Here is a 22,386-nt window from a genome sequence, read left to right on the forward strand (position 1 = left end):
TCGGCGAGGTCCGCGCTGGGGGCGCCCAGCGCAAGGCGCGACCACTGACACACTGAGCACGCGGCGTCTTCCGGTGCCCGCTGCCAGTGCCCGCAGGCTTGGCACACCCTCCACGGCGTAGTCGATGCTGCGGCCGTCATGACTTCCTCGGCGTCGTGGACGTCTCCTGGCCATCGAGCGCGCCGCCCCCGCGCACCCAGGCGTCGACCTCGGAGAGCTTGAACTTCCAGAGCTTGCCGATCTTGTGGGCGGGCAGACCCTTCGCGTCGATCCACCGGTACACGGAGTCCTTCGCGACCCCGAGATGGGCGGCGACGTCTTCAACGGATACCCAGGGCTCTGCCATCGGAAGGATCCTCGCGGATCCCTGATGGTACGCCGCTCGCCGGACATCGCACAAGGAGCGCGTACGAGGGCTGGCCAGAGTCGACGAAAGTCGGTTACGAGGCCGGGCCGGACCAGGGACCACATTGGCCGGTGGGGCGCGACATTCCCTAGGGAGCGAATAGCCGCTTCCGCGTCAAAGCGGCTATTCGGCTCGAGGCGGGCGGAACGCCGGCGCGGCGGCGAGCAGTTCCGTCAGCCGACCCTCGGGCACTCGATCCCACGCATCGGCAGGAAGGAGCGAGCCGAAGAGGCTCGCGTCGAAGACGTGCTGCCGGCGCATGACTCGGTCCCACTGGAACGCGTCGTAGGTGCCCTCGAAGACGAGCTGCCGGACCTCGACGAAGGGCGGTTCACCATTGGCTCCATCGGAGAGCCACGTCTGAGCGCACTGCTCCCAGAGGCTGCCCTTCCGATCCACACGTCCGATCTGCTGCTCGAGGACGGCGGGGTTCCACTCGGCGTGGAACTGCACGACCACCCGACAGGACTCGTGAAGGTTGAGGCCCTCGCGGCCGACCTGGCTCTGCGCGATGAGGACCCACGGCGAGGCGCCGGGACGGTTGAACGCGGCCTGGAGGTATCGCCGGGTCTCCCATCGCGTGGCCCCCTGAAGGAGGCGTGCGTGAAGGCTCTGGCGACCGTCGTCGTCCTCGAGGAGAGCCCTCAGCGACTCCTGACGGAGTACGGCCTGCTCCTCGTCGACGTCCTCGCTGCCCAGCTCGCCGAGCAGCGGACGTAGGCGCTCTTCAACGAACTCGGTGGTGAGCGCCTCGAAACGCTCGTCCGTGACCTCGTCGGACTCCGACGTCGTCGCGAGGAAGTCGTCGAGAACGAACGAGACGAGGTGGTCTTCGAGCGCGCCTTCGAGCTCGCGGTCGACCGGCGCACCGCCGAGGAGCAACGGGTCGATCCGCCACGCGACGACCGCCTTCTTCGCGCGCCGGCGCACCCTGTCCCGCAGGCGTTCGTAGGCCTTCTGGCTGTCGGCAAGTGCGCGGCGCATCTCTGCGCCGTTGCCCGATGAAAGACGGCCGGTGAGCACGCCTTCCGCGCGCAGACGATCGAGCTGGCGCAACGCGATGCCGAGCAGTGCGGCGTCGGTGTGAACAGCGTGCGCGATCGGCCTGCGCGCATCGGCAGCGCGTAGCGCGTGGCGCACGTTGAGCACGTCGCGCAGGAGTCGAAGCGGACGCAGGAAGACACCGAACACCAGCACCTTCTCGCGCCTTAGCGTCCAGCCCTCGATCTCCCTCACGGCAGCGAGAATGCGCGGATGCTCGGCGTCTGGATCGAGCTCGGCGCCGTTCACGGGCGGCAGCCCTTCGAGTACACGCTTGCGGTCATCGCGAAGCCGGCGATACCAGTAGGCAGCGCGGGCGATCTTGCCTCGCGTGTGATCGTCGACGACGCCGGGCTCGGGGACGCGAAGCGGCTCGCTCGTCTCGGACAGGTCGATGCTAACGTGCCCCGCCGACAGCTTCGTGTATGCGTCGCGCACCGCGCGCGGCCACTCCGCGGTGTCCTTCAACGTCAGCCCCCGAGCGCTCTGGCTCATGCACTCGGCCGCGAAGAGGACGTCGAGCCAGGGCGAGTTCTGGCCGACCGTCTCCGTCCACCCGATCTGCACGCGCCGAAGGCGTCGATGCGGATGCGGCAGCCCCTCGGGCAGCGCCGCGCCCTTGCGGAAGCTCGTGACGAGCGGGTCCTCGTCACGCCGCCGCCGCGTCACGTGTGAAGCCAGCGTCTTGGTGAAGTCCCTCGCGGCTGCGCAGAGCTCGTCGAGGCGGCTCCCTTCATCGGGGGCAACGGCGGCGCGAGATGCCGCGTCATGCAGGCGCTTCACCACCTGTCGCCCTCGCTCCTGGTCGAGACCGCTGCGCGCGCGACCAAGGAGGTCGAGCCACTGCGACAGCTCGAGTTCCATCGGCGTCGCCGTGAGGCACAGCCGGCGGCCGTTCTCGGGCTGCTTCAAGAGCGCATCGACCAGACGCGCGAGTACCGTGCCCGACGCCGCGCCCAGGGCCGTGTCCTCGGCGTCCACCTCGCCTCGGCTCTTGTGGGCCTCGTCGATGACGAGCAGATCGAACTCGCCGAGCCACAGACCCAGCAGCTCCTCGGTCAGCGGACGCCCGTCGCCGCCGTTGCCGAACTGCGCGAGGAGCGCGTCGTTGTTCCAGCTCGACACGTTGAGCGGAGGCAGCGCCTCGATGCGCTTGCGCAGGTCTCGACGCCCGCGAACGCGCGGCGCGACCTCGCTCGCGATGCGCGCCATGCCGTTCCAGCCCCACCACGAGGCACGGGCGTTCTCGATCTCGCGCTGGAGTTTGCCGATCCGCGTCCGCCCGTCTTCGCGCTCGGAGCGCGATGCGAGATGCAGCTCGACGAACGCGGGCAGCGCCGCACGCCAGACGTAGGAGTTGCTGCGGACCAGCGGCGCGCGGAATCCGTGGGAGATGAGCCACCACTCGGACTCGTCGGGACGCGGGCTGAGGTCCTTCCACGAAGCCTCATTCGGCGACACTTCCCGCAGGAACTCCGTGAACGTCGTGAGTTCCTTCGGCGCCGGGCTGGTTGCACAGAGCTTTCGCGACTCCGCGATCCACTGGTGCATGAGCCCGTGCGGGACGACGACGGCTGCGCGCCCGCCGGCATCAAGAACTGCGTGAACCATGGCGCATGCGATGCGCGTCTTGCCGGTGCCGACCTCGTCAGCGAGCACGACACCGCTCTGCGGCAGACGCTCGGCCATCCACGTGAGCGAGGCCCGCTGGCCCTCGTCGAGATGCTGCTCCTGCCACGGCTTGGCGGCGTCCTCCCCGACGAGCTTCCGAAGCGCGGTAGCCGCTCGTGCCCACGAGAAGCTCATCGCAGCCCCCACGCGCGGGCAGCGCCGTCGAGCACCTCGAAGTACCTGGCTCGCTGCTTGTCGGTCAGGTGCGGCGAGCGAAGCTCTGGCTCCCGGAGGTGCGCGAAGATGTCGAGCCGGTGCGTGCGCCAGGTCGCAATGAGTGCTTCGGGAAATGAGGCACGGAACATCCGGTCGAGGTGATCGAGCCAGTCGTCGAGCATCGACTCGGGCAGCGCCGCCTGCAGGGCGGCCACCTTCTCGACGAGCTCGGCGGCGGCGTGCAACGCGTAGCTCTTCTCCTGCTCGATCGTCTCGCCGGTGCCTGGTCCCTTGGCGCCGCCGTCGTCGCTGTCATCGCCGTCGTCGTCGTCGTCGGTGGCCTCTGCAGGGCGGATCGGGAAATCGAGTAGTGCCGCGAGCGCGTCGGTGTACGTGTCGAAGCGCGGCGGTTGCCAGCCGACCCGACCGGCCGAATCCACGACGGGCACGACCCACTTGCGGTCGCTCTCGTCACGCACATGGAGAGCGGTCGGGTTCTCGTCGTCCTTCAGCGGGACGTCGTCCGCTCGCTGCACGTCGAACCAGTCGCGCCCCGTCCACGAGATGCTCACACGAGCGAAGGCGGCGTCCTCGCGCCAGAGCAAGCGCAGGCGGCGGGTCGGCATGGTCTCGATATTCGCTGAGAGGATCGGCGGGGTTTGCAAGATGGGCTGCGCGTCGGGCGCATCACCAACCTGCCCAACTGCCCAATCGCCTTCGTCGACCGCTTTGGCATGGTCCTGCGCCCAGAACAGGCAGCGCTCGAGGTCTTCTGGTGCGAAGCGTTCAGCGACCTCGAAGACGACGCCGGTCTCCACGTTCCCCTCGGGCATGCCGCCGTGGGTGAGGATGCCCCTGCGAGAGAGGTTGCCGGAGCCGAGGTAGAGCCAGCCGTTGCTTGCGTGCCCGTCACGGAGGTAGCCCGCGTATACGAACTTCGCGTGGAGGCGCCGGTTGTGATCGAGGGCGTCGAAGGGGCGAACGACCTCCCAACCGCCCGTTTCGCCCGCTCGCGCCCAGTCGGCGACCGCGCCAGCTTCACCGGGCTCCACGAGCGCCACGCGGTAGGGCTTCGGCGTGAACACGCCGAGATCCTCCAGCTTGCCAAAGACCGCGGGCTTGCGCGCCTTGCCGGACGGCTCCTCGTAGAATCCGGAGCCGCAGAGAAGGAAGTTCCTCGGCTTGTCGATCGCGCTGCGGAAACGCTCTCGAATCTGGTCGTAGAGCGGGCGGTCGAGCGAGTGGATGAGGCGGGGCTTCCGATTCGTCGCGAGGGATGAAGCTGCCGCAAGGAGGACGCCGAGCCGCGACGTCAGCTTGCGGTCCCTCGGCGCGAGGCTCTGCTCATCACGGTGGAAGCGTTGAGCCAGGAGCGTCTCCACGAACGCGCCCGCGGCCGCAACGTCTGCGCGGTCCTCGGGGCGCGCGATGCCGTCGAGCGGCACGTCGACGACCCATACCAGCTCGAGCTGCTGCCGCGCGGAGGTGTACGTGAAGTTGGCCGTGAGCACCGCGAGGCGAAGGTGGACCGGCGCGCCAGTGCGGTTCGGGGCGAACGCGAGCAGCGCGACCTTCGCGTGCAGGAGCGAACCGGGATCGACCGAGCGGGGTTGGAACTCGTGTAGGCCGGGGATGCGTCCTGGTGGGAAGACCTCTTGCCGCGATGACGACGAGTGCCCGTCGAGCATGAGGTACACGAGCACGTTCCCCAGTTCGGCGCGCTGTCGCGCCCGAAGCCCCGTGAAGCGCTGCACGGCGTCCTCGAGGAAATCCTCGGCTCCGGTCATGGCGACGAGGGACGCGCTGTGTCCGACCATGCCCTCAGGCGGCACGAAGACGTCGAGCAGCGTCTCGGCGCTCATCGCGCACCTCGCTGGTCGACGTCACGCAGGAGCGAATGAAGGTTCGCGATGCGGAACGTTCGGCCCGTCCGATCGGGCTCGATGCTCGCCGCGCCGTCCTCGAGGTCATCGGCCCCATCGGCGGCATCGACGACACGGAACAGGGGGCCTCGGACGACGGAGCCGTCGGCGAGTCCGAGCACCTCGCCAGCGCGACTAACTAGCAGCCTGATGGCCTCGCTGTCATCGGCGGCAGTGACTGCATCGGCGAAGGCGCGGCTCGTCGGCTCGCTCACCTTGGCGGTGTTCGCCTTCTCCAGGTAGCTCTTCGCGGCCGAGCGCAGGTCCTTGAAGGACCGCTTGAGGCCTGAGTCGGTGGCCAGGGTGGCGAGCTTCACACCGCCGCGTCCGGGCTCGATCGCTCGGGTCAGGCTCGCGACCGCGTCGCGGGTTCGGTCGAGCACGGCGCCGAAGGCGCGCGCGGCGATGACCTGGTTAGCCTGATCACGATGACCGTCCTCGCGCAGGCGAACAACGACGGCCCCCTCGATTTCCGGCATGTCGGCCGCGTGCCCGACAGCGCGGGCCAGCCATTGCCGCTTCTCGCTGGCCGGCGTCGACGTTCCCAGGAGTCGTGAACGGACCAGCGCGCGCTCCTCGTCGGTGGCGTGTTCTGGTGAGAGCGCTTGCAGCAGGGTCTTGGGCCAGCCGGAGATCTCCCGGTCGCCCTCAAGCCACCCGAGCAACCACTTGCGGAGGCTCGTCCCGCCCTTGCCGACACGCTGGTCGAGGAAGGCGTTGGCGAGCGCGCGCCCGACCGGCTCCAGCTCGAGGAGATCGAAGCGCGAGCCGCGCGCGAAGCCGAGCCCACCGTCGACGCGGACCGCGCGCGTCGCGGCCTGCCGGTGCGTATTCCGCACGTAGTTCGCCGCCTGGCGAAGCCGATGGAACGACCACACCTCCCGCTTGGCGTCACGACCGAACGCGCGCCGCCCGAGGATGCGCGGCGACGGGTCTTGCGGATCGACGAGGTACTCCAGCTTGCAGCCGAGCGCCTCGATGCCGTGGCAGATGGCGGTGGGCTTCGGCGCGTTCGAGCCGTGGCTCGCAAGCTCCTCGTGGAGCGCGAGCGCGGCCAGGGGCCACGAGAGCTGCCGCGCGAACCAGATGCGACCGAGTTCGGGCACTACGAGCTCGCGGAAGAACAGGTCGGCCGCGCGCAAGTCGAAGTCGAGCGAGATCCGCGAGGACGTGACCTCACTCGGCGCGGGAGAGAACCAGTACGTGGCGGTGTCGCTCATGGGGTTGTACCCTACGTCTCACACGCGAGGCGATCCATCATACCGGCCGAGCGACCTCAACCGAATCCACTACTTGCGCGGTTCGTGCACGGTCACCCCACCAGCTTCTTGAGCATCGCCATCCCTCGCTTGGCCTCGGCGGCCGTCGCGTCAGCGAGCTCGAGGTACACGCGGCCGCGGGCGTCGTAGAAGTTCTCGGTCTGGACGATCCACCGCTCGCACTCGGGCGTGGCCAGCTCGACCTTGGCGGCGAGCTTGTGGAGGGCGGCGCTCACGAGGCGGTGGCTCGTCCCCTTCGGGAGCCGGATCTCGATCTGCGGCTCTGGGCTACCGTAGCGGCTCTCGCCCTGGCTCACCGTCTTCGTCGCCTGCGTGTTCTTCGTCGTCGTGCTCATCGTCGTCCTCGCGTTCTGCAGGGGGCTTCGTGCCCATCGCGAGGGACATACAGGCTTCGGTTTCGACGCCTAGCAAGGCCAAGGGGGGTCGAATTGTGATGTCTTTCAGGCGCTTGGAATAGGCGCGCGGTTCTGCGCCCTTGGGGCTTGGAGGCCTGCCGCCTACACGCCTCGGCTGCGCCGCCGACGTTGGGCCAGGGCGCGCCCACGGCGCTTCACGGGGCTTGTGGCCCGGGGCTTCGCGACGCGGCCACGTGGGCCACCGTCGAGCCAGCGGCGCGCGCTACAGCGCGACGACCGCGAAGCGGCTGCCGGGGTTGAGGCGCTCGAGCTCCGCGCGGCGCGCCTCGGCCTCCTCGGCGGTCGCGAACGCGTCGAGCTGCCAGGACAGCTTGGTAGGCGCCATCCGGCTGATCGAGCCGTCCTTGTTCACCGACTTCACCATGAAGCTCTTGGCGGCGTTGGCGCGGCCCGCGCGCGCGTTGGCGTAGGCCCGGAAGGCGGTGGTGCTCTTGATCTTCATCGTCGTCCTCGCGTCCTGCGCGGGCGGCGTTGCCCGTCGCGAGGGACATACAGGCTTCGGTTCTGAGCCATAGCAAGGCCGCCGCGGTCGATTCTCGACGGCGCGGAAGACGCGCGCGATTCCGCCACGTTCGGGCTTGGAGGCCTGTTGTCTACCCCTTCGCCGTGAGCCCGGTGCGGAGCATCTCGGAGACGAGCGACGCCGCCAGCTCCTCGTCGGTCTCGCCCTTCACGTTGAGCTCGACCTCCTCGAACTTGCGCGCGTTGGCGACGACCCACTCGATGTACTTCGGCACCGTGAAGTCCTCGACGCCGAACGCCATGTCCTGCATCGCCTTCACGATCTGCAGGGCGGTGCCTTGGAACACGCGCCCGTCTCTCATCACGATCTTCATGCTGCGGTCTCCTTTCGGCGCGAGAGCCAGTTGCCCGAGACTATGACGGGACGACCTTCGACCTGCTCGGGCGTGAGAAGGTAGGTCTCGACGAGCGCGCCGTCGTCAAGCGCGATGAGCGTGCGGCGGTAGAAGCGTGGGTGGCCTTCGAGTCGATCGAGGGCCGCGAGCGTCGGCGCGTCGACCTCGTACACCTCGCCGGCGACGGCATGCGTCCCGCCCCGCACGAGCCCAGGGAACGGGCCGAGATCGCGCAGCTCGAACGCGGGCTCGGTGCATGCCTTCGCGACCAGCCGCGCGCTGGCCAGGACGCGGTGATTCGGCTCTCCGGCGAGGAGCGTGCCGTAGACGAAGACGCGCACGGGCGCGCCGCGCTGGCCTCTGGGCGCGCTCACGTCGACACCCCTGCTGCGCGCGCCAGGGACGCGAAGTCGAAGCCCAGGCGCCCGTACGCGCGCCACAGAACGCCGAAGTAGCCCTGCGGTGGCGCCCACGCTTCGAAACCGTCCTCGGGCTGCAGGTACGTCAGCGCACGGCGGCGGCGCCCGTGCTCGTCGAGCACCAGCCGCACCACGCGTTCGTAGGCGAACGGGTGCCCCTCGAAGCGATCCAGCGCGCGGAGGTCGACGTCGCCGAGCTCGTAGAGGAGTCCCTCGACGCGTGCGCCCTTCGCGCGCACGACGCTGGCGACGGCGCCGCCCCAGCGGTGGCTGAAGCCCCCGAAGGCCAGCGCGTGGTTCGGCAGCACCGCCCGCGCAACGACGCGCGCGCTCGCGCAGCGCGCCCGCATCTGGTCGTCGTCGAGGTTGGAGCCATAGGCGAAGTAGAGCACCTGTCCCATCTTCTCATCTCGCTTCGGGCAAGCGCCCGTAATCATCATCCATCGCTTCCGCTGGCCTCCCCGTCCAGTGCCGGCTCGCGGTCCGGTGCTGGGTCCCGGTCGTCGTTCACGCCGCTCGGGCATCGCCAGCCTCCTCCCTCTCCGGCATCGCGGCCTCTGCCGGGCGGCGGTCGCGGCGCTCGCCCTTCCATGCCGCCGAGCCCGCGAGCTTCTTAGTGAGATGCAGGCGCGCCGTCTTGAACTCGTCGCCGATCAGCCCGAGGTGCAGGAGCACCACCCGGAAGTCGTACTTCGCGGTGGCCGGGTTGAACTCGCGGCGCTTGCTCGACGCCGCCTTCGACGCGAGCGCCTTGGCGGCCATCGCGAGGGCGAGCTGGAGGTACGCCTTCACCTCGCCGGCATGCAGGGTGCCGTTGAAGTAGCGAAGCTCAATCGTGCCGCGGAAGAAGAGGCTGTTGAGGTTGAGCCCGTGGTAGCGGCTCTGGTCGTAGCGCTGCGGGCTCGTGTTCCGGTACCCGTACCAGGCGTCGCTCACCTCCTGCATCGTCTTCGGGCGACGCGCTTCGAGGCGCTGAATGAACCCCGCGTCGATCGGGCGGCAGTAGCGCGCGAGGCGCGACTCGCTCACCCCGAGCGCGTGCTCGAGGAGGCGCTCCTGCTTGTGCACCAGCTTCACCAAGTTCGTGACGCTCTTGGCGTCGAAGCGGCTGCCGTCGATGTGGATGTGAATCCCGCAGCTCGCGTCGGCGCGCCCGCCGGCCCCGCGCACCGCGCGGATGACGTTCTGCAACTCCTCGATGTCGTCGTAGCCGAGGACCGGCGAGACGATCTCCCCACTGTTCTCGCCGCCGCTCAGCGAGCCGTCCGGCACCACCCGCCAGGTGCGCCTGCGCGCGTCGAGGATGCGCGCGCCCCGGTACTCGTCCGAGACGGTGCCGCCCACCACGCTGTGGATCGCCCGGGCGAGCCCCGCGCGGCCCAGGCCCACCGTCTCGATCTCGATCCCGAATCGCAGCGTCTTCATCGTCGTCGTCCTCGCGTTCTGCGCGGGGCTCCGTGCCCGTCTCGAGGGACATACAGGCTTCGGTTCGCGCCCCTAGCAAGGTCAAAAACGTCGATTTCTCGTGTGTTTTCAGGCGGTTGGAATAGTCGCGAGATTCCGCGGACATGGGGCGCCGGAGGCGGTTGTAGGCCTGCCGACGCCCCTCCGATTCCGCCCGCGTTCACGAGCCCGTGGCGCCCGCGTTCGCGAAGAGCGCGGCCGCGTCGTGCGCACCGAGATGCGCGAGGTAGTGGCCGATGGCCCCCCGGAAGAACTCCATGCGGTTCTTGATGCCCCGCGAGCGCCACGCCTCGTCCATCTTGTCGGCGACTTCGGCCTCGAGCCGCAGCGGGAGGATCTTCACGTCGAGCGGCTCGCCGCCGCGTGCGCGCGTCTTGCGGGACCCGATGTTGATGCGGCCCTTCTCAGCCTCGCGGATCTTCCAGATGAGGTAGCGGCGGTCGTCGCTGCCCGTCTGGCGCCCGACGACCTCGAGGTACTTGGCCTGGAGCTGCTCGACCGTCATCGCCGCGAAGCGCCCGCGGGGAGGCTTGGCAGCCGGCGGCCCCTCGTTGTTCGCTGGCTCGGCCGAGGCGCCCACCGTAGGAGCGCTCTTGGGGGTGGGGCTGGCGGGCGCCGGGGTGGCGTTCTGGGGCGCCTCGTCCGCCTTGGGCGTGCTGCTCTCAGGCGCCGGGGCTTCGGCCTGCTCCTCCTTCTTCTGCGCCTTGGTGCGGCCCTTGGGGCCCCTGCCGGACTTGCCCGGCGCCTGTTCCTTCTCCTTGGGTTGGGGGCGCCCGCGGGCGGCGAGCGCCTCCTCGATGCGGCGGATGAGCCAGGTGCGGTTGGGGCTGCGGGTGGCCTCGCCGACCACCTCGCGGTAGCGGGCCTGCAACTCGGGCAGGCGCAGCTTCTGAAGGCTCGGGTGGGAGGTGCGTGCGTGGGTGGACATGGTGACATCTCCTTTCGGGCTGCGGGTACACGTGTGCCCTCACGCGGCCTGGCCCGGGCAGTCGCGTGGGGTATGCCCCGACGTGGGGCGAGCAGTGGTTGACTGGGCGGGCGAAGGCTCTGGGAAGGGGCGAGGAAGGCCTCGTCAGCTCACGGAGTCATCGTCTCCCGCGCGCTCAGTGGCTGCGCGCGAGGGACATACAGGCTCTGGTGCGCGCCCATAGCAAGTCATTCAGAGCGGGGCCTTCGCTCTCTGCGAGAAGCGCCGCGCTCTGGCTGCTGCGATTACTCCGAGTGGAGTGAGGTGGCCACCTGGTCCACCTGGTATGCAGCGAGGGAATCAAGGTGCCGAGCCAGGAGCTGAGCAGCGCGTGGGGCTGGCTCCTGGAGCGGTAGAGGGGGGAGGCTGGGGATTTCTGCTGGCTCAGCTCTTCTACTGGCCCTGGGGCGGCGGGCGCTCGCGCAGTTCCTCGGGAGATGCCAGCTTCAGGCCTGAGGGGAACCATCGCTCGAGGGTCGTCCCCGCCAGTGTCTTTGCGACGAGGTGCTCCACGGGGTGACTCTGGAGCGAGGGAATGACTCGCCCCATGCGGACCAGTCGCGCGTGTACATGGTCTACGAGCAGCCGGTGCAGGTGGCCGAAGCTGCCGGGTGCTGGGTGCTCAAGCTCCTCATCAGGCGTGCGGACGAGGAACTCGCTTGAGCTGCAGGAAGGGCACGGGGGGATCAGCACAATGCGTCCATCCACGTGCCCCTCACGTTGGACACCGACCCCCAGGCTGTCGAGCGCGATGAGGTTGAGGCTGCTGCACTTGGCGCAGCGCTGGAGCACGTCGGTCTCGTTTACCTCTTGGAGCGGCATGGGGTCTCACACGAGGGCTGTGTAGGTGCCGAACCAGTACGCTGTTCCAAGCGCTTGCACATCCTGGAAGCTGTAGAATGCGAACCCGTCGCGATCCGGCAGAAAGAGGGTGGGGTTACCCGCGAAGCCGCCGCTGGTGGCCCAGGGCGAGAGGGTGATGGACGAAGGCGTCGCCGGGAAGCGGTTGCGGAACGTTACCGAACTGCCTCCGGCCATGTTGCTATGGGCGGCCGTGTCGCTGTTGGAGAACTCCAGCCCGAGTCGCCCCACCTCCTGCACGCTGCCCGTCAGCTCGAAGGCGGAGTTGGTGCTGCCACTCATGGGAAGCCGCCACGTGCGTGTCCAGGAGGTGAAGGTGGCGGCGAGGCCGTTCTCGTGGAGGAACTCGATCTCATCCCGCGAGAAGCGGAAACCTCCCGAGGAGACGCTGGTGGTATCCCGAGCCCAGGCGCTGCCATTCCAGGCGGCGTTCAGTGTGAACCAGACGAAGTCGGAATCGGAGTAGACGCGCAGCCGCGTGCCAGGTGCCCCGACACCGAGTGCATCCCAGAGGAGCGCCCGCGAGCCACCGAAGTTCGGCTGGCGAATCGTGCGGTGCTGACCGCTGTTCGTCTCGTTCCCGCGGAAGTGGTCTGCCTCGAAGGCGTCGCTCACTTCCGCGAGGGCAGCCTCAACGTTCGCGGCGTTGAGGTTGTTGCCCGTATCCGTGACGGAAATAGCTGAGGCCGGGTGCGCTCCGGAGGCCTGGTTGAGGTGGCTGTTGAGGAACCCCAGGAGCGCGGCAAGTTGGTCGCGGACAGTGCCGGCGGCCAGGGGATTCGGTGAGCCTGTGACAGCATCCGCGCCGATGCGGGAGGCACCGGAGGAACCCGAGGTGGTTGTTGCGAGGTCAGAGACGATCTCCTGCAACTGCGACTGGACGTTGGCCGCGCCGATGTAGCTGTGCGCGGTGGCCGCGATGGCACTGGCGTGATGAGCGCCGGAGGAGGCCCCCACGTGGGTGTTGAGGAACCCGAGGAGCTGAGAGAGCTGCAGGTCGACGGTTCCCGGTGGGAGCGCATTCGGTGTACCTGGAGCCGCATCCGCGCCGACGAGTGAGGCTCCGGGGGAACCCTCTTTCGTGTCGCTCAATCCGTCGACGAGTTCGTCGAGAGCGGATTGGACATCCTTCGAGTTGATGAACCCGTGCGGGGTGTAGTCCAGAGCGCTTGCCGGATGCCGCCGTGCAGAGCCGGTGAAGTGGTCGTGCAACTCGGCGTCGACTTCGTCCAGCGCGCTCTGCACGGTGTTGCCGAGGGGACTGAGGATGGTCCAGGTCCCTGTCTGCACGGCCACCGCGGTGCCCTGGGCGAAGATGAAGGCTTGGCGGCGGGTGAGGTCGATGTCGGTGCTGAGGATCTGCGTCTGTCCTGGGCGACGGCGCACGTCGCAGACGAGGAGCTCATCGGCCTGGAGCGCGTGCTTGGGGGCAAGGCCCGCAGGTCCTTCGGGAGCTTGGCGCACCACGAGTTCGAAGGACTCGTCGCGACGGAAGAAGACCTGCTGGGAGTTGCCGTCCGTGCGCGAGTCCGAGAACTGGCGCCTGAAGCGCAGGAAGATGCCGAGCCACCGCTCGTTGCCGACGGTGGCCACGTCGGTCGGAATGCCCACGAGGTCGACGGCGCAGTCCACCGTCTGCCCCGTGCCGAAGAACATGCGCTGGCCGAGGTTGTCGTAGGCGCGCCCCGGGGCCGTGAGGTCCATGGTCAGGTCGGGCACGGGCGAGTGTGGTGCGGGCACGGCGCCGGAGACGATGCCGTAGATGTTCAGGTCGGCGGCGAGGTCCCGGTCTGCCTTCTCGAGCAACGCGAACGCGAGGTCGAGCTCGGCCTCGGTGACGCGCTGGCGGAAGTAGAAGTCGACGCGATCGGCCATGTCCTTGCCTCGGCGGGCACGGGGCCCTCCCGGGAGGCAAAGCCGCCGGTCACGAACTTCGGGGACAGAGCCGACCCCGCGTCGTTAGTATCGGGCTATGTCGCCGCCTCTGCTCGTTTGCCGCACGTCCTGGATGGACCATTACCAAGGTGTCATGGCCAAGGACACGCCAACGGGCGGTGGCGCGTGGGTGAAGGAGCACGGGGAAGGTGGAGAGGTGTTCAACTTCAAGCGCGCTCGCAACGAGTACTTCGGCTATGTCCAGCCGACGGGCGCTGGCATCAACCTTGGTAAGTTGGGCGCCACGGCTGACGACGAGGAACTCGACGGCGTCACGGTCGCATGGGTCGCCACGCACCCGACAGAGGGCGGCATGCGTATCGTCGGGTGGTATCGCAACGCAACCGTCTTCCGCGAGTTTCAAGCTCCCGTCGCGACGAAGGGTCGCGAGTTCTCCGACGGAAAGGCGCCGTGGTTCCTGGTTCGCGCAAAGGACGCGGTGCTGCTCGAGCGTGACGAGCGTGTTTTCGAAGTTCCGCGCGGCAAGGGTGGCATGGGGCGGTCGAACGTCTGGTACCCCGGCGCTGGCGCCGCAGCGCCTATCCTCAAGTATATCGGAGCCGGCGGGCGCATCCCCTCATCCGCCAAGCCCAAGTCTGCCCCGAAGCTGCAAGACGTCGAACGCCGTCTGCGCATCGAGCAGACCGCGATGAAGGCCGCCGCCAAGTGGTTCGCTGACCGGGGATACGACGTTGATGACGTCTCGATGGAGCGCGTCGGCTGGGACCTGGAGGCGCGCCTCCGTCGCGCACATCTGAAAATCGAGGTGAAGGGCACCTCGCTGGATGTGGAGGATTTCATCATAGAGGTCACGCCCAACGAGTATGGGAAGATGACCAGCGACGAGCATCGCGCCACGTACAGGTTGTGTGTGGTCACGAGTTGCGAGGATGCGCCGCTCGTCACTGTGTTCGCGTGGAGCGACGAGACCAAGACGTGGGGCTCGGGAGACGGTTCGCGGCACTTGGTCATCGAGGAGCGCGTTGCCGCACGCATCAGCGCCGCGACGTAGCTCAGTGCAGGGCCGTCGTCTCGCCCAGGTCGCTGAGGCCCAGTTCCCAGTGGTTCGGGAGGATGGGCGGGAGCGGCTCGACGAGGTCCACGAAGTGCGTGTGCGCCGGCTTGAGGTACTCGACGATGGCCCGAAGCTGCTGGCGCTCGCGCACCGTGAGAATGCGGGCCACCTCCACGTTGAAGGCGTACCGTGCAAAGCGGTCGGAGGGGCCGAGCACCCAGTCGACGCCGAGCTCCGACTCGCCGAGGTGGAGCGTGTCGGCGTTGAACGGCGTGATGGCCGAGATGTCGATGCCGAGGAAGAAGCGGATGGCGTTCTGGATGCCCTTCGCCGTGCCCTTCTGCCGGTACATCTCGACGAGGACCGACGCCAGCCGGCGCTTGCCCATCGTGTCGAGCTCGAACGGAAACGGGTTGCCGAGGTCGCGGAGAATGATGTCCACGAACGTCTCGGGCGCGCGCTCGAGGTCGAAGATGTCGGGCCAGTGATCGACATCGGCGAGGAGGAGGTCGGTGACCTCCTGCAGGCAGGCGATGAACCGGAACAGGTCGCCAGTGTGGTCGTCGCGCCGGTTGTGCTTCGGGAGCATGCGCCAAAGATCGAAGCGACGCGTCAGCGGATGCGCAGGCCGGAAGCCGGTGAACGTCGCTCGGTCGTAGGGCCCGAGCACCGCGTTGCCGAAGAGGTCCGTCACCCCGATGGCGACGACTTCATGGAGCACGTCGGGCGTCATCTCGGTGTCGAGCGTGAGCAGGACGATGCTTGCCTCGACGTTCACAGCGGCGACGGCCACAGGGACGGCGGGCGCGCTCTTGGGCGTGAGCGCGAAGGCCGCGCCGGCGGGAACCAGCACTGGCTCATCGAAGGCGACGCGCACCGTCTTCTGCGTGAGTGCCTGGGCTCCGACGACTCGCGGCGCGGTCCGGTCCTCGACGAAGAACGAGTACACCTCGTCGAGCGAGGCCGCGCCTCCCACCGTCTGCGCGAGCACGCGCACGTGGACCGTCGCCAGGCTCGCGAGCGGGACGACGGGATGGAGCACGACGCGCAGCGCGTCTGCGGTCTGCACGACGGTGGCGAGCGGCCCCGCGTAGGCCGGGACGATCTCCGTCAGAGCGCCACCCTCGAATGCCAGGATGCCGTCGACCCACACGCGCGCGCTGGCCCGGTGGAGTCCATCGGGGCCGGTATCGACGAGCTCGAGCGCGAGCGTAGCGTCGACGGGCACGCCAGTCTCGCCGGGACTCGGGTCGCGGTTCACGAGGACGAGCCGCGGCGTGCTCGCGAGGAGCGCGACGCTGTCGACGTAGAGCGCGGGAAGCGCGACGGTGCTCACGGTGCGCTCCTCATGCGCTCACCAGCTCAAGCCGCACGCCGACCGTGTGCACGCCCGAGAGCTTCGAGACGTTCGCCGCGAGATCCGTGACGAGGCGCTCGCGCCCAGGCTTGGCGCGCATCCTCGCGATCTTCGTGCCGTCGATCATGATGCTCGCCTCCCACGCGAGCCCCGCCGGAGTGCTCGCCGGCACCGACAGGCGCAGCAGCGCGCGCACGAGCATGACGCCCGTGAGGTCGGTGCTCTGGGTGACCTCGGCGTGGTCCCCCGGCGCGAGTTCGAAGAAGCGCCCGGGCTCCGCGTCGCCGAGCACGAAGGCGTAGTCGCCGCCGGTCGCCGTCGGCGTGAGGAGGCGACCCTGGCCCCGCCCGAGGCGGCTCGTGAACGCGGTCAGCGCCATCGGCTCACACCTGCCGGAACAGCTCGAGGTGGTCGAAGAACGCGCGGCGCGTGACGTCCTTCACGGAGAAGCCGAAGCCGCCGCGCCCAGAGGTAAGCGGCTGACTGCCGGAGTTGATGCCGAGGTGATCGTCGATGAACTCGACCATCCCGGAGACCGGCTGCCAGTCGAGCGGCGTGCCGAGCGGGTGCAGCGCGAGATCGTTCTGGAAGACCTTGAGCACCACGTCGCCGTTCGTGTTCACGATGACGTCGAGCCGCAGGTGCAGCCACGTCGCCTGCGCGAAGGACGCCGCGGACTTCAGCAGCACGCCGGGCCCGTCTGCAGTGGGCAGGCCCACGGTGACCGCGCCCTTGCTGAGCACGATGCGGTGCGGGTCGTCGTCGGAGAGGCCGAGCAGGTACGCGCTGTCGTTGACCGAGTTGCCCTGGCAGCAGAGGAACAGGAACGGCGAGAAGCCCGTGGGGCCGCCGCCCGGCCCGCGCTGCACGACGCCGCGAATCGAGCCGCCCTTGGCCATGGGCGCGAAGCTCTCGAGGTTGGCGAAGAGGCCCACCGCTCCCTCGACGGCCGCGAGCGAGTTGAAGGCATAGAGGAAGCTGCCGCCGCCCGGTGGGCGCGCGATGCCCGCCGTGACGCCGCGATCCACCGTCGCGATGTCGAGCCCGTCGTTCAAGTAGGTCCAGTCTGCCTCTGCCATGCCTGCTCCTTCACAGGGTGGTCGTGTGCGTCCACGCGTTTTCGAAGTCCTCGACGGCCTGCGCGCCCGCGTCGAAAAGCGCGACGCTCGCCGTCACCGCAGCCCACGTCCAGGCGTAGAGGTGGTTCGAGCGCCACTGGTCCTCGAAGTCCTCGCACGGCTCTCCGTCGAACACGCCGGTCACGCTCACGACGCCGAACCAGTCGCGTGCATAGGGGACGTTGCTCCACCCGGTCTCGCAGTCTTCGACGTCGTTGCTGTCGAAGGTCGCCGTCACGAGCTGAGCGGGTGGGAACTCATAGAGGTAGACGACGTTCGCCCAGCCGCTCTCGAACTCCTCGTAGCCCTTGATCGCGCTGTCGAAGAACGCGAGTACCACCGTCACGTCGTCGAGGGAGGCGAGCAGCGCGTACCAGCGCTCGAAGTCTTCCCACGCGTCCTCGGGGGCTGTTCCGAAGCCGGCCAGCACCTCGATGCTGGTCGACGCCGTCAGCGTCCAGTGCTCGGCCTCTCCCGGAAGAAGCCCTGCGTCCTCGAAGCTCGGGTTGAGCAGCGCCATCAGAGCAGTTCCCCGGTATCGCCGTTCCGAAGGGTTACGACTCCGAGGACCGGGAACTCGCGCACGGTGAGCCGCACGTCGGCGGGCAGCCCGTTGAGCGTCAGGTCGAGGCACGCGTCGCCTATCTTCCGCACGCCGGGCGTGTCGCGGATGACGTTGAAGAGGTCGCTCCAGGCGATCTCTCCGACCGGGTTGCCCTCGGCGTCCTTGATGTTGAAGCCGAAGTCGACGAGCGGGTTCGGGGTGCCGTCCGGCTCCTTCACGCGGAAGTACGCGGCGAGGTTCGCGCGGACGCGGTCGCTCACGTCGCCCGCGGCGAAGCCCTGCTTCAGGAAGATGCGCGCGGCGATGTCGACGGTCTTGTAGACAGGGTCCTGCACGCTGACCTGGAACGTCAGCGTGCAGGGGTACACCTCTGTCACCTGGTGCAGGACGAGGTTCTTCAGCGCGGGAGTCGGCATCGCACCGGGCGCCTGCGACTGCGGGATGACGTAGAGGATGCCGGTGTTCTCGGCGATCGTCGGGTCCTCGTTCGAGGTGAGCATCAGCGCGCGTGCGACACCGGAGAGCCGCCGCGCGTTGATCTCGAAGTCCTCGCGGGCGACGGTGCGCGTGAGCGCGCGCAGGCTCTCCGGCGCGAGCAGCCTCGCCGACGCCACCGTCTGCCGGTCGGCGCCGCCTGAGGCGGGCGCGGGGTTCTTCACGGAGACCTGCACCGCGTTGCCATAGGCGTCCTTGAAGGCGCCCTCCATCACGGCGATGCGCTCGGCATCGACGTTGCCCGCGCTGCCGCCGCCCGTCTTGTAGGTGACGGAGACGGTGCCGCTCGGGGGCATGCCGCTCACGCCGTTGCCGAAGCGAAGCGTCGCGCGATCGTTCTGGTCGACGGCGACGACGAAGTGGCGGTCGTTCGGGCGCGAGTCGAGGAAGCTGTCGACTTCGGTGAACGCCCCCTGCAGCGTCGCCACGATGGCCGAGCCGTCGAGGTACGGCGCGAAGTCGAGGTGCAGCTCGAGGTCGGCGAGCCCGCGGACATCGAAGAGCTGCGTGTGCGTCTTCGAGTTTTCCACGACGGCGAGGACGCGCGGCGGATCGGTGCCCGGCGCGATGACCGCTGGCGCAAGGAGCTGGAACCGAACGGGTTCGGTCACCTCCTGCGTGCGCAGCACCGTGCCGGCAGGAATGGTGACGCTGGCCACGGGGACGCGCGCGAGCTGAAGCCAGATATCGGCGGTCGCGGCCTGTGCGCCGTGGAGGCGGTAGCCGAGCATCTTCGCGAGGGCCATCACGCTCTTGCGCTGGGTGGCGGTGACGAGCCGGGACTCGCGGGCGAGGTTGTCCTGGTAGAAGGTCAGGACGTCGCCGACGTAGGCGTAGAGCTCGACGAGCAGGTTCCCGAAGCTCGCGACGTCGAAGTCGGTCCAGTCCGGGAACACGCTCTTGATGAGCGCGATCAGCCGCGCCCGAAGGGCGTCGAAATCCTTGTCAGTGTAGTCGACGGACTCCGGCAGCGTGGCCACGGCAAGATGCCTCCGGGGAGGCAAAGCCCTGGAGAGCCAGCGCTCGGGGACGGCTCAGCGATCGAAGGACACGTCCACTGACGCCGTGGTTTCGCGCTCGCGAACGCGCACGCGCAGAGTGAGCGCGGGGCCGTCCTGCTCGACGGCAAGGCTCACGAGTTGGGCACCGGGGACCCAGCGCTTGAGGGCGTCACGCACGTAGACGCGCGCCAGCTCCTTGAGCGCCGCGTCGTTGCGCTGGTGGCGCAGGAGCGCGAGCCCGGCGCCGAAGTTCGTGCGCCAGGGCAGCTCCCCTGACGAGCGCGGCGTTGCCCCTTCGGTGAGCAGGGCCTGGCGCACCTTCGAGGCGAGCAGCGCCTCGCCGCTGCCCACGGCGAAGTCGCGCTTCTTGTCGCGCCGGAACGGGATGAGGAGGTTCTGGGCTTCGCGGCTCACGGTGTTCTCCTCATGGGACCGGGACCGCGCCTCGGACGGTCTGGAGCGCCTCGACGATAGCGTCGAGCGGGGCGATCACGTCGTCGAGGGGGCGGCCCGCGAGGTTGGAGAGGTCCGGCACCTCGGGCGCGCCGATCATGCCGAGGAAGATGTTGAGGATGCCGATCAGCTTGCCGAGGCTCGCGAGCGCCTTGCCGACGTTCGCGGCCTCCGTCGCGACGTTGGCCTGCGCGCAGCTCGTGATGGCCATCAGCCCCGCGTCCTCGAGCTCCGTCGCGCGGTCGATGGCGCCGAGGATCTGCACCACCTGCTGCTGCAGGTGCATGAGCTGGCTGCGCGCCTGCCGGAGCGCGTCGATGACGAGGTCGATGATGCCGATGATGGTGTATGGCAGCGAGAGCTGCGGGATGAGTCGCAGGAGCTTCGCCACCTTCTCGGCGAGCTCCGGGATGCACGCCGCGAGCGCGGTCGGGTCCGGCGGCGGCCCCAGCGAGTCCGGGATGGCCTTCACACAATTGAAGACCGCGATGACGGTGTCGATGATGTCGAAGAGCGGCATCAGCGGCGTCAGCGCGGGCTGAATCGCCTCCATCAGGTTGTACTGCTGGATGCTCACGCCTCCGGGCAGCGTGATGAGCGGCGGATCGCCGAGCTCGGGGATCTCGAGGCAGATGGGCAGCGCCACGGCGGTCCTCCTCAGATGGGGGCTGCGATGGGGCGGACCACCCGCCCTGCGATGGTGACCTGCGTGGCCTCGAGCGCGATGGCGCCGACCGCGCGCAACGTGAGCGCCGTCGTCGCTTCGAGCGTCACGGTGTTCTCCTCCGCGTCGAAGACGAGGTGATCGCCGGTCTTCTTGTTGGTGAGCTTCAGCTTCCGGCTGTCCTTCGACTCGTCGAGCTCGATGCGGAACGTCTTGGTCGAGAACACGCGGTTGTCGGGCGGGGTCTTCCGCGCCTCCTCGGGGACCTCGCTCTGGCCGTTCGGCTTCCCCCAGTGCGCAGAGAGGTAGTACGGAGCGTCGACGTTGCCCTGGTTGAAGAAGACCGCGACCTCGGCGCCCTCCTCGGGCACCGCGAAGAAGCCTCGATCCTTCGAGCCGCCGCCGCTCGTCCCAAGCGGCCAGGCCCAAGCGCTCTCGGGCTCGAGCACGCCGGGGATGCAGACGCGTACGCGCCCGAGTTGCTCCTCGTCGTCGCGCTTGGTGACGTAGCCCACGTACATGCCGAGGAGCCGGCTGTCGTGTGTGTGGATGTCGTCGTCGAAGGTGCTCATCGTGGGCCTCCTCAGCGCATGACGCTCACGCCGGCCTCAGGGTCCTCAACGCCGATGACCTGGCCATCGCGCCGGTACTCCACGACCGAACTTCCGGTCTCGGGGTCGATGCGCTCGTGCTCGGTCAGCGCGCCGCCCGAGGCCGGGGTAGTTCGATTCGATTCGCCCCCCTGCGCCTGCCCACGGGCGCCCGGGCCAGCACCGCGACGTGCGCCAGTGCCGTCGCGCGTGAGCTTCAGGTCGACGACGTACCCGGACGACGAGATGACGTGCTTCGCCTCGGTGACGTAATACTTGCCGGAGAGCAGGCTCGAGATACCGCGCACCTCGACGACTTGCTTCGCACGCAGGGTCGGGTCGCCCACGACCTGCAACGCGAGCTTCACCGTCTCGCGCTCCGCGCGGCGGTAGCGCGCGGCCGACTCGCGCTCGGCAGCGGCAGGCGTCGGCGCCGAGGTCGGATGCATGCTGGTCGTGGCGTTGCGTTCCTGGAGCGAGGTTGCGCCGGTCTCACGGTCGACGACCTCGAGGACGTCGCTCAGCGTCGTGCGCTCGACAGTGGCGCTCGACGCCCGCGACTCGATGGTCGTCTTCGCGAGCGGATCGCGCCCGCGCACCTCGACACGGCCGGTGCGCCGCGAGAGGTCGCTCTCGACGTTGACGGAGATGATGTCGCCGCGCCCCGGGTCCGAGAACCAGGTGAGCACATGCGTCGGCGCGCTCGCCTGGTCGCGCGAGCGCCAGTGCAGCCCCGCGTCGTCGACGAAGTACTCGAACGCCTCGCGGGCGGCGAGGCGCCGGAGGAGGCGAGCGTCGGTCTCGGCGCTCTGGTTGATGGTGTCGAGCACCTGACCCGAGTCCTCGACGTCGAGGAACTCGCCCTCGTAGCCGTACTCCGCGGCGACCTCCTTCACGACGTCGCTGCGCGACTTGTTCGCCCACGAGCGCGTCTTTGCCTCGCGGTTCATGAGCACGCTGGTGGCTTGGCCCTCGATGGTCAGCGTCTGGAAGCCCTTGAGCTTCTTCACGACCACCCGGCGCGGCGGCGCCATGCTACCCGGGTATCCCCAGGACACCTCGAGCGTCGCGCCGCCCACCAGCTCTGCGCGCTCGAACAGCGCGAGGTCGAAGTTGTCGAGCTGGAGCGAGACCTGGTCGGCCTTCTTCTCGGCGTCCTCGTACGTGAAGCCGAGGATTCGCCCGGCGAGGTCGAGGGGCTCGCCGCTCGGCGCGCGCTCGTTCTCGAGCAGCGTGATGCGCACGCCGGGGCCGCTGCGGTCTACCACGGTCACTCGAACCTCCGACGCTGCTCACTCAGGATGACGTCGGTCAGCACGCGCAGGCTCGGCACGAAGAGGCGTCGGCCGGCCTCGAGCTCGAGCGTCGGGTCGACGATCGGGTCGGGCTGGAAATCGGCGAGCACCCACCAGAAGCCGCATGCGCGCGGGAGCGACGCGTAATACCGGCCGGCGAGGCCTTCGAGGGTGTCGCCCTGCGCGACGACGTGGACCCGGGTGTCGGTGTGGTCCTTGAAGCGGTACGGCTCGCGCTCGGTGAGCAAGCGCCTCCCGAACTCGTCGGTGACGCCGAGCGCGAAGGAGTGCCGGGAGCCGGTGCGCGGAGCCATGCCCGGGCAAAGCCTCGCGGGCCGGTCCTTCGGGGACTTTGCTGTTGCTCGTCGAACGGAAACGCCATTAAGACTACTGCGTGGCTGGCCAGATCGTTCTCCTTCCGCACCCTGGACCCGAGCG

Annotated in this window: 24 protein-coding genes; 2 read left to right on the forward strand and 22 right to left on the reverse strand. The window is 68.8% G+C overall.

Annotated features, from left to right (window positions below; all coding sequences use genetic code 11):
* Positions 1 to 136: 136 nt before the first annotated feature.
* From NR792_RS36560 to NR792_RS36610, 11 genes are all read right to left on the reverse strand, one after another.
* Positions 137 to 346 (reverse strand): helix-turn-helix domain-containing protein, encoded by a 210-nt coding sequence (locus NR792_RS36560; protein WP_375757347.1) that lies wholly within the window; start codon positions 344 to 346, stop codon positions 137 to 139.
* A 183-nt stretch (positions 347 to 529) separates the two neighbouring features.
* Entirely contained in the window at positions 530 to 3,253 is a 2,724-nt protein-coding gene (locus NR792_RS36565) for a helicase-related protein (RefSeq protein ID WP_375757348.1), read from the reverse strand.
* Positions 3,250 to 5,136: a hypothetical protein gene (locus tag NR792_RS36570; protein ID WP_375757349.1), complete on the reverse strand. Its 1,887-nt coding sequence runs from the start codon at positions 5,134 to 5,136 to the stop codon at positions 3,250 to 3,252. Before NR792_RS36570 ends, NR792_RS36565 begins: the two co-directional genes overlap by 4 nt.
* Positions 5,133 to 6,416 carry a hypothetical protein gene (locus NR792_RS36575; RefSeq protein WP_375757350.1) on the reverse strand — a complete coding sequence of 428 codons (1,284 nt, stop codon included), beginning with the start codon at positions 6,414 to 6,416 and terminating at the stop codon, positions 5,133 to 5,135. Before NR792_RS36575 ends, NR792_RS36570 begins: the two co-directional genes overlap by 4 nt.
* A 92-nt stretch (positions 6,417 to 6,508) precedes the next feature.
* A complete protein-coding gene (locus NR792_RS36580; RefSeq protein ID WP_375757351.1) occupies positions 6,509 to 6,811 on the reverse strand; it encodes a hypothetical protein in 303 nt (100 codons plus the stop codon).
* A gap of 283 nt (positions 6,812 to 7,094) precedes the next feature.
* Positions 7,095 to 7,334 carry a hypothetical protein gene (locus NR792_RS36585; protein ID WP_342379403.1) on the reverse strand — a complete coding sequence of 80 codons (240 nt, stop codon included), beginning with the start codon at positions 7,332 to 7,334 and terminating at the stop codon, positions 7,095 to 7,097.
* Positions 7,335 to 7,485: 151 nt separating this feature from the next.
* Positions 7,486 to 7,728 (reverse strand): hypothetical protein, encoded by a 243-nt coding sequence (locus NR792_RS36590; protein WP_342379404.1) that lies wholly within the window; start codon positions 7,726 to 7,728, stop codon positions 7,486 to 7,488.
* Positions 7,725 to 8,123: a gamma-glutamylcyclotransferase gene (locus NR792_RS36595; protein ID WP_375757352.1), complete on the reverse strand. Its 399-nt coding sequence runs from the start codon at positions 8,121 to 8,123 to the stop codon at positions 7,725 to 7,727. Before NR792_RS36595 ends, NR792_RS36590 begins: the two co-directional genes overlap by 4 nt.
* A complete protein-coding gene (locus NR792_RS36600; protein ID WP_375757353.1) occupies positions 8,120 to 8,605 on the reverse strand; it encodes a gamma-glutamylcyclotransferase in 486 nt (161 codons plus the stop codon). Before NR792_RS36600 ends, NR792_RS36595 begins: the two co-directional genes overlap by 4 nt.
* A gap of 70 nt (positions 8,606 to 8,675) precedes the next feature.
* Positions 8,676 to 9,593 (reverse strand): amidoligase family protein, encoded by a 918-nt coding sequence (locus NR792_RS36605; protein WP_375757354.1) that lies wholly within the window; start codon positions 9,591 to 9,593, stop codon positions 8,676 to 8,678.
* Between the two features lie 199 nt (positions 9,594 to 9,792).
* A complete protein-coding gene (locus NR792_RS36610) occupies positions 9,793 to 10,560 on the reverse strand; it encodes a DUF2924 domain-containing protein (protein ID WP_375757355.1) in 768 nt (255 codons plus the stop codon).
* 555 nt (positions 10,561 to 11,115) lie between these two features.
* On the opposite strand from NR792_RS36610, the gene NR792_RS36615 reads away from it, so the two are divergent.
* Positions 11,116 to 11,262 carry a hypothetical protein gene (locus NR792_RS36615; RefSeq protein ID WP_375757356.1) on the forward strand — a complete coding sequence of 49 codons (147 nt, stop codon included), beginning with the start codon at positions 11,116 to 11,118 and terminating at the stop codon, positions 11,260 to 11,262.
* A 165-nt stretch (positions 11,263 to 11,427) separates the two neighbouring features.
* Here NR792_RS36615 and NR792_RS36620 read toward each other — a convergent pair whose 3' ends face one another.
* Positions 11,428 to 13,335 carry a hypothetical protein gene (locus NR792_RS36620; RefSeq protein ID WP_375757357.1) on the reverse strand — a complete coding sequence of 636 codons (1,908 nt, stop codon included), beginning with the start codon at positions 13,333 to 13,335 and terminating at the stop codon, positions 11,428 to 11,430.
* A 154-nt stretch (positions 13,336 to 13,489) separates the two neighbouring features.
* Here NR792_RS36620 and NR792_RS36625 point away from each other — a divergent pair, with 154 nt between their 5' ends.
* The gene (locus tag NR792_RS36625) at positions 13,490 to 14,407 is read left to right on the forward strand and encodes a protein NO VEIN domain-containing protein (RefSeq protein WP_375757358.1); all 918 of its coding nucleotides are present in this window, start codon (positions 13,490 to 13,492) and stop codon (positions 14,405 to 14,407) included.
* 1 nt (position 14,408) lies between these two features.
* On the opposite strand, the gene NR792_RS36630 is transcribed toward NR792_RS36625, so the two are convergent.
* Genes NR792_RS36630 through NR792_RS36675 form a run of 10 tightly spaced genes read right to left on the reverse strand, consistent with a single transcriptional unit; the run spans position 14,409 to position 22,262 of the window.
* On the reverse strand, positions 14,409 to 15,746 hold the full coding sequence (locus NR792_RS36630) for a phage tail protein (protein ID WP_375757359.1): 1,338 nt from the start codon (positions 15,744 to 15,746) through the stop codon (positions 14,409 to 14,411).
* A gap of 10 nt (positions 15,747 to 15,756) precedes the next feature.
* Positions 15,757 to 16,146, reverse strand: a complete 390-nt coding sequence (locus NR792_RS36635) for a hypothetical protein (RefSeq protein WP_375757360.1) — start codon at positions 16,144 to 16,146, stop codon at positions 15,757 to 15,759.
* A gap of 4 nt (positions 16,147 to 16,150) precedes the next feature.
* Positions 16,151 to 16,846: a hypothetical protein gene (locus NR792_RS36640; RefSeq protein ID WP_375757361.1), complete on the reverse strand. Its 696-nt coding sequence runs from the start codon at positions 16,844 to 16,846 to the stop codon at positions 16,151 to 16,153.
* A gap of 10 nt (positions 16,847 to 16,856) precedes the next feature.
* Positions 16,857 to 17,405 (reverse strand): hypothetical protein, encoded by a 549-nt coding sequence (locus NR792_RS36645; RefSeq protein ID WP_375757362.1) that lies wholly within the window; start codon positions 17,403 to 17,405, stop codon positions 16,857 to 16,859.
* Positions 17,405 to 18,925 carry a baseplate J/gp47 family protein gene (locus NR792_RS36650; RefSeq protein WP_375757363.1) on the reverse strand — a complete coding sequence of 507 codons (1,521 nt, stop codon included), beginning with the start codon at positions 18,923 to 18,925 and terminating at the stop codon, positions 17,405 to 17,407. The genes NR792_RS36645 and NR792_RS36650 overlap by 1 nt, the downstream gene beginning before the upstream one ends.
* Positions 18,926 to 18,979: 54 nt before the next feature.
* Positions 18,980 to 19,360 carry a hypothetical protein gene (locus NR792_RS36655; protein WP_375757364.1) on the reverse strand — a complete coding sequence of 127 codons (381 nt, stop codon included), beginning with the start codon at positions 19,358 to 19,360 and terminating at the stop codon, positions 18,980 to 18,982.
* Positions 19,361 to 19,370: 10 nt separating this feature from the next.
* Positions 19,371 to 20,045, reverse strand: coding sequence for a hypothetical protein (locus tag NR792_RS36660; RefSeq protein ID WP_375757365.1), 675 nt, complete (start codon positions 20,043 to 20,045; stop codon positions 19,371 to 19,373).
* Positions 20,046 to 20,056: 11 nt separating this feature from the next.
* On the reverse strand, positions 20,057 to 20,635 hold the full coding sequence (locus NR792_RS36665; protein ID WP_375757366.1) for a phage baseplate assembly protein V: 579 nt from the start codon (positions 20,633 to 20,635) through the stop codon (positions 20,057 to 20,059).
* An 11-nt stretch (positions 20,636 to 20,646) separates the two neighbouring features.
* Entirely contained in the window at positions 20,647 to 21,927 is a 1,281-nt protein-coding gene (locus tag NR792_RS36670; RefSeq protein ID WP_375757367.1) for a phage late control D family protein, read from the reverse strand.
* Positions 21,924 to 22,262: a hypothetical protein gene (locus NR792_RS36675; protein WP_375757368.1), complete on the reverse strand. Its 339-nt coding sequence runs from the start codon at positions 22,260 to 22,262 to the stop codon at positions 21,924 to 21,926. Before NR792_RS36675 ends, NR792_RS36670 begins: the two co-directional genes overlap by 4 nt.
* Between the last annotated feature and the right edge of the window lie 124 nt (positions 22,263 to 22,386).

Source organism: Corallococcus exercitus (assembly GCF_042231735.1).
GTDB lineage: Bacteria > Myxococcota > Myxococcia > Myxococcales > Myxococcaceae > Corallococcus > Corallococcus exercitus_B.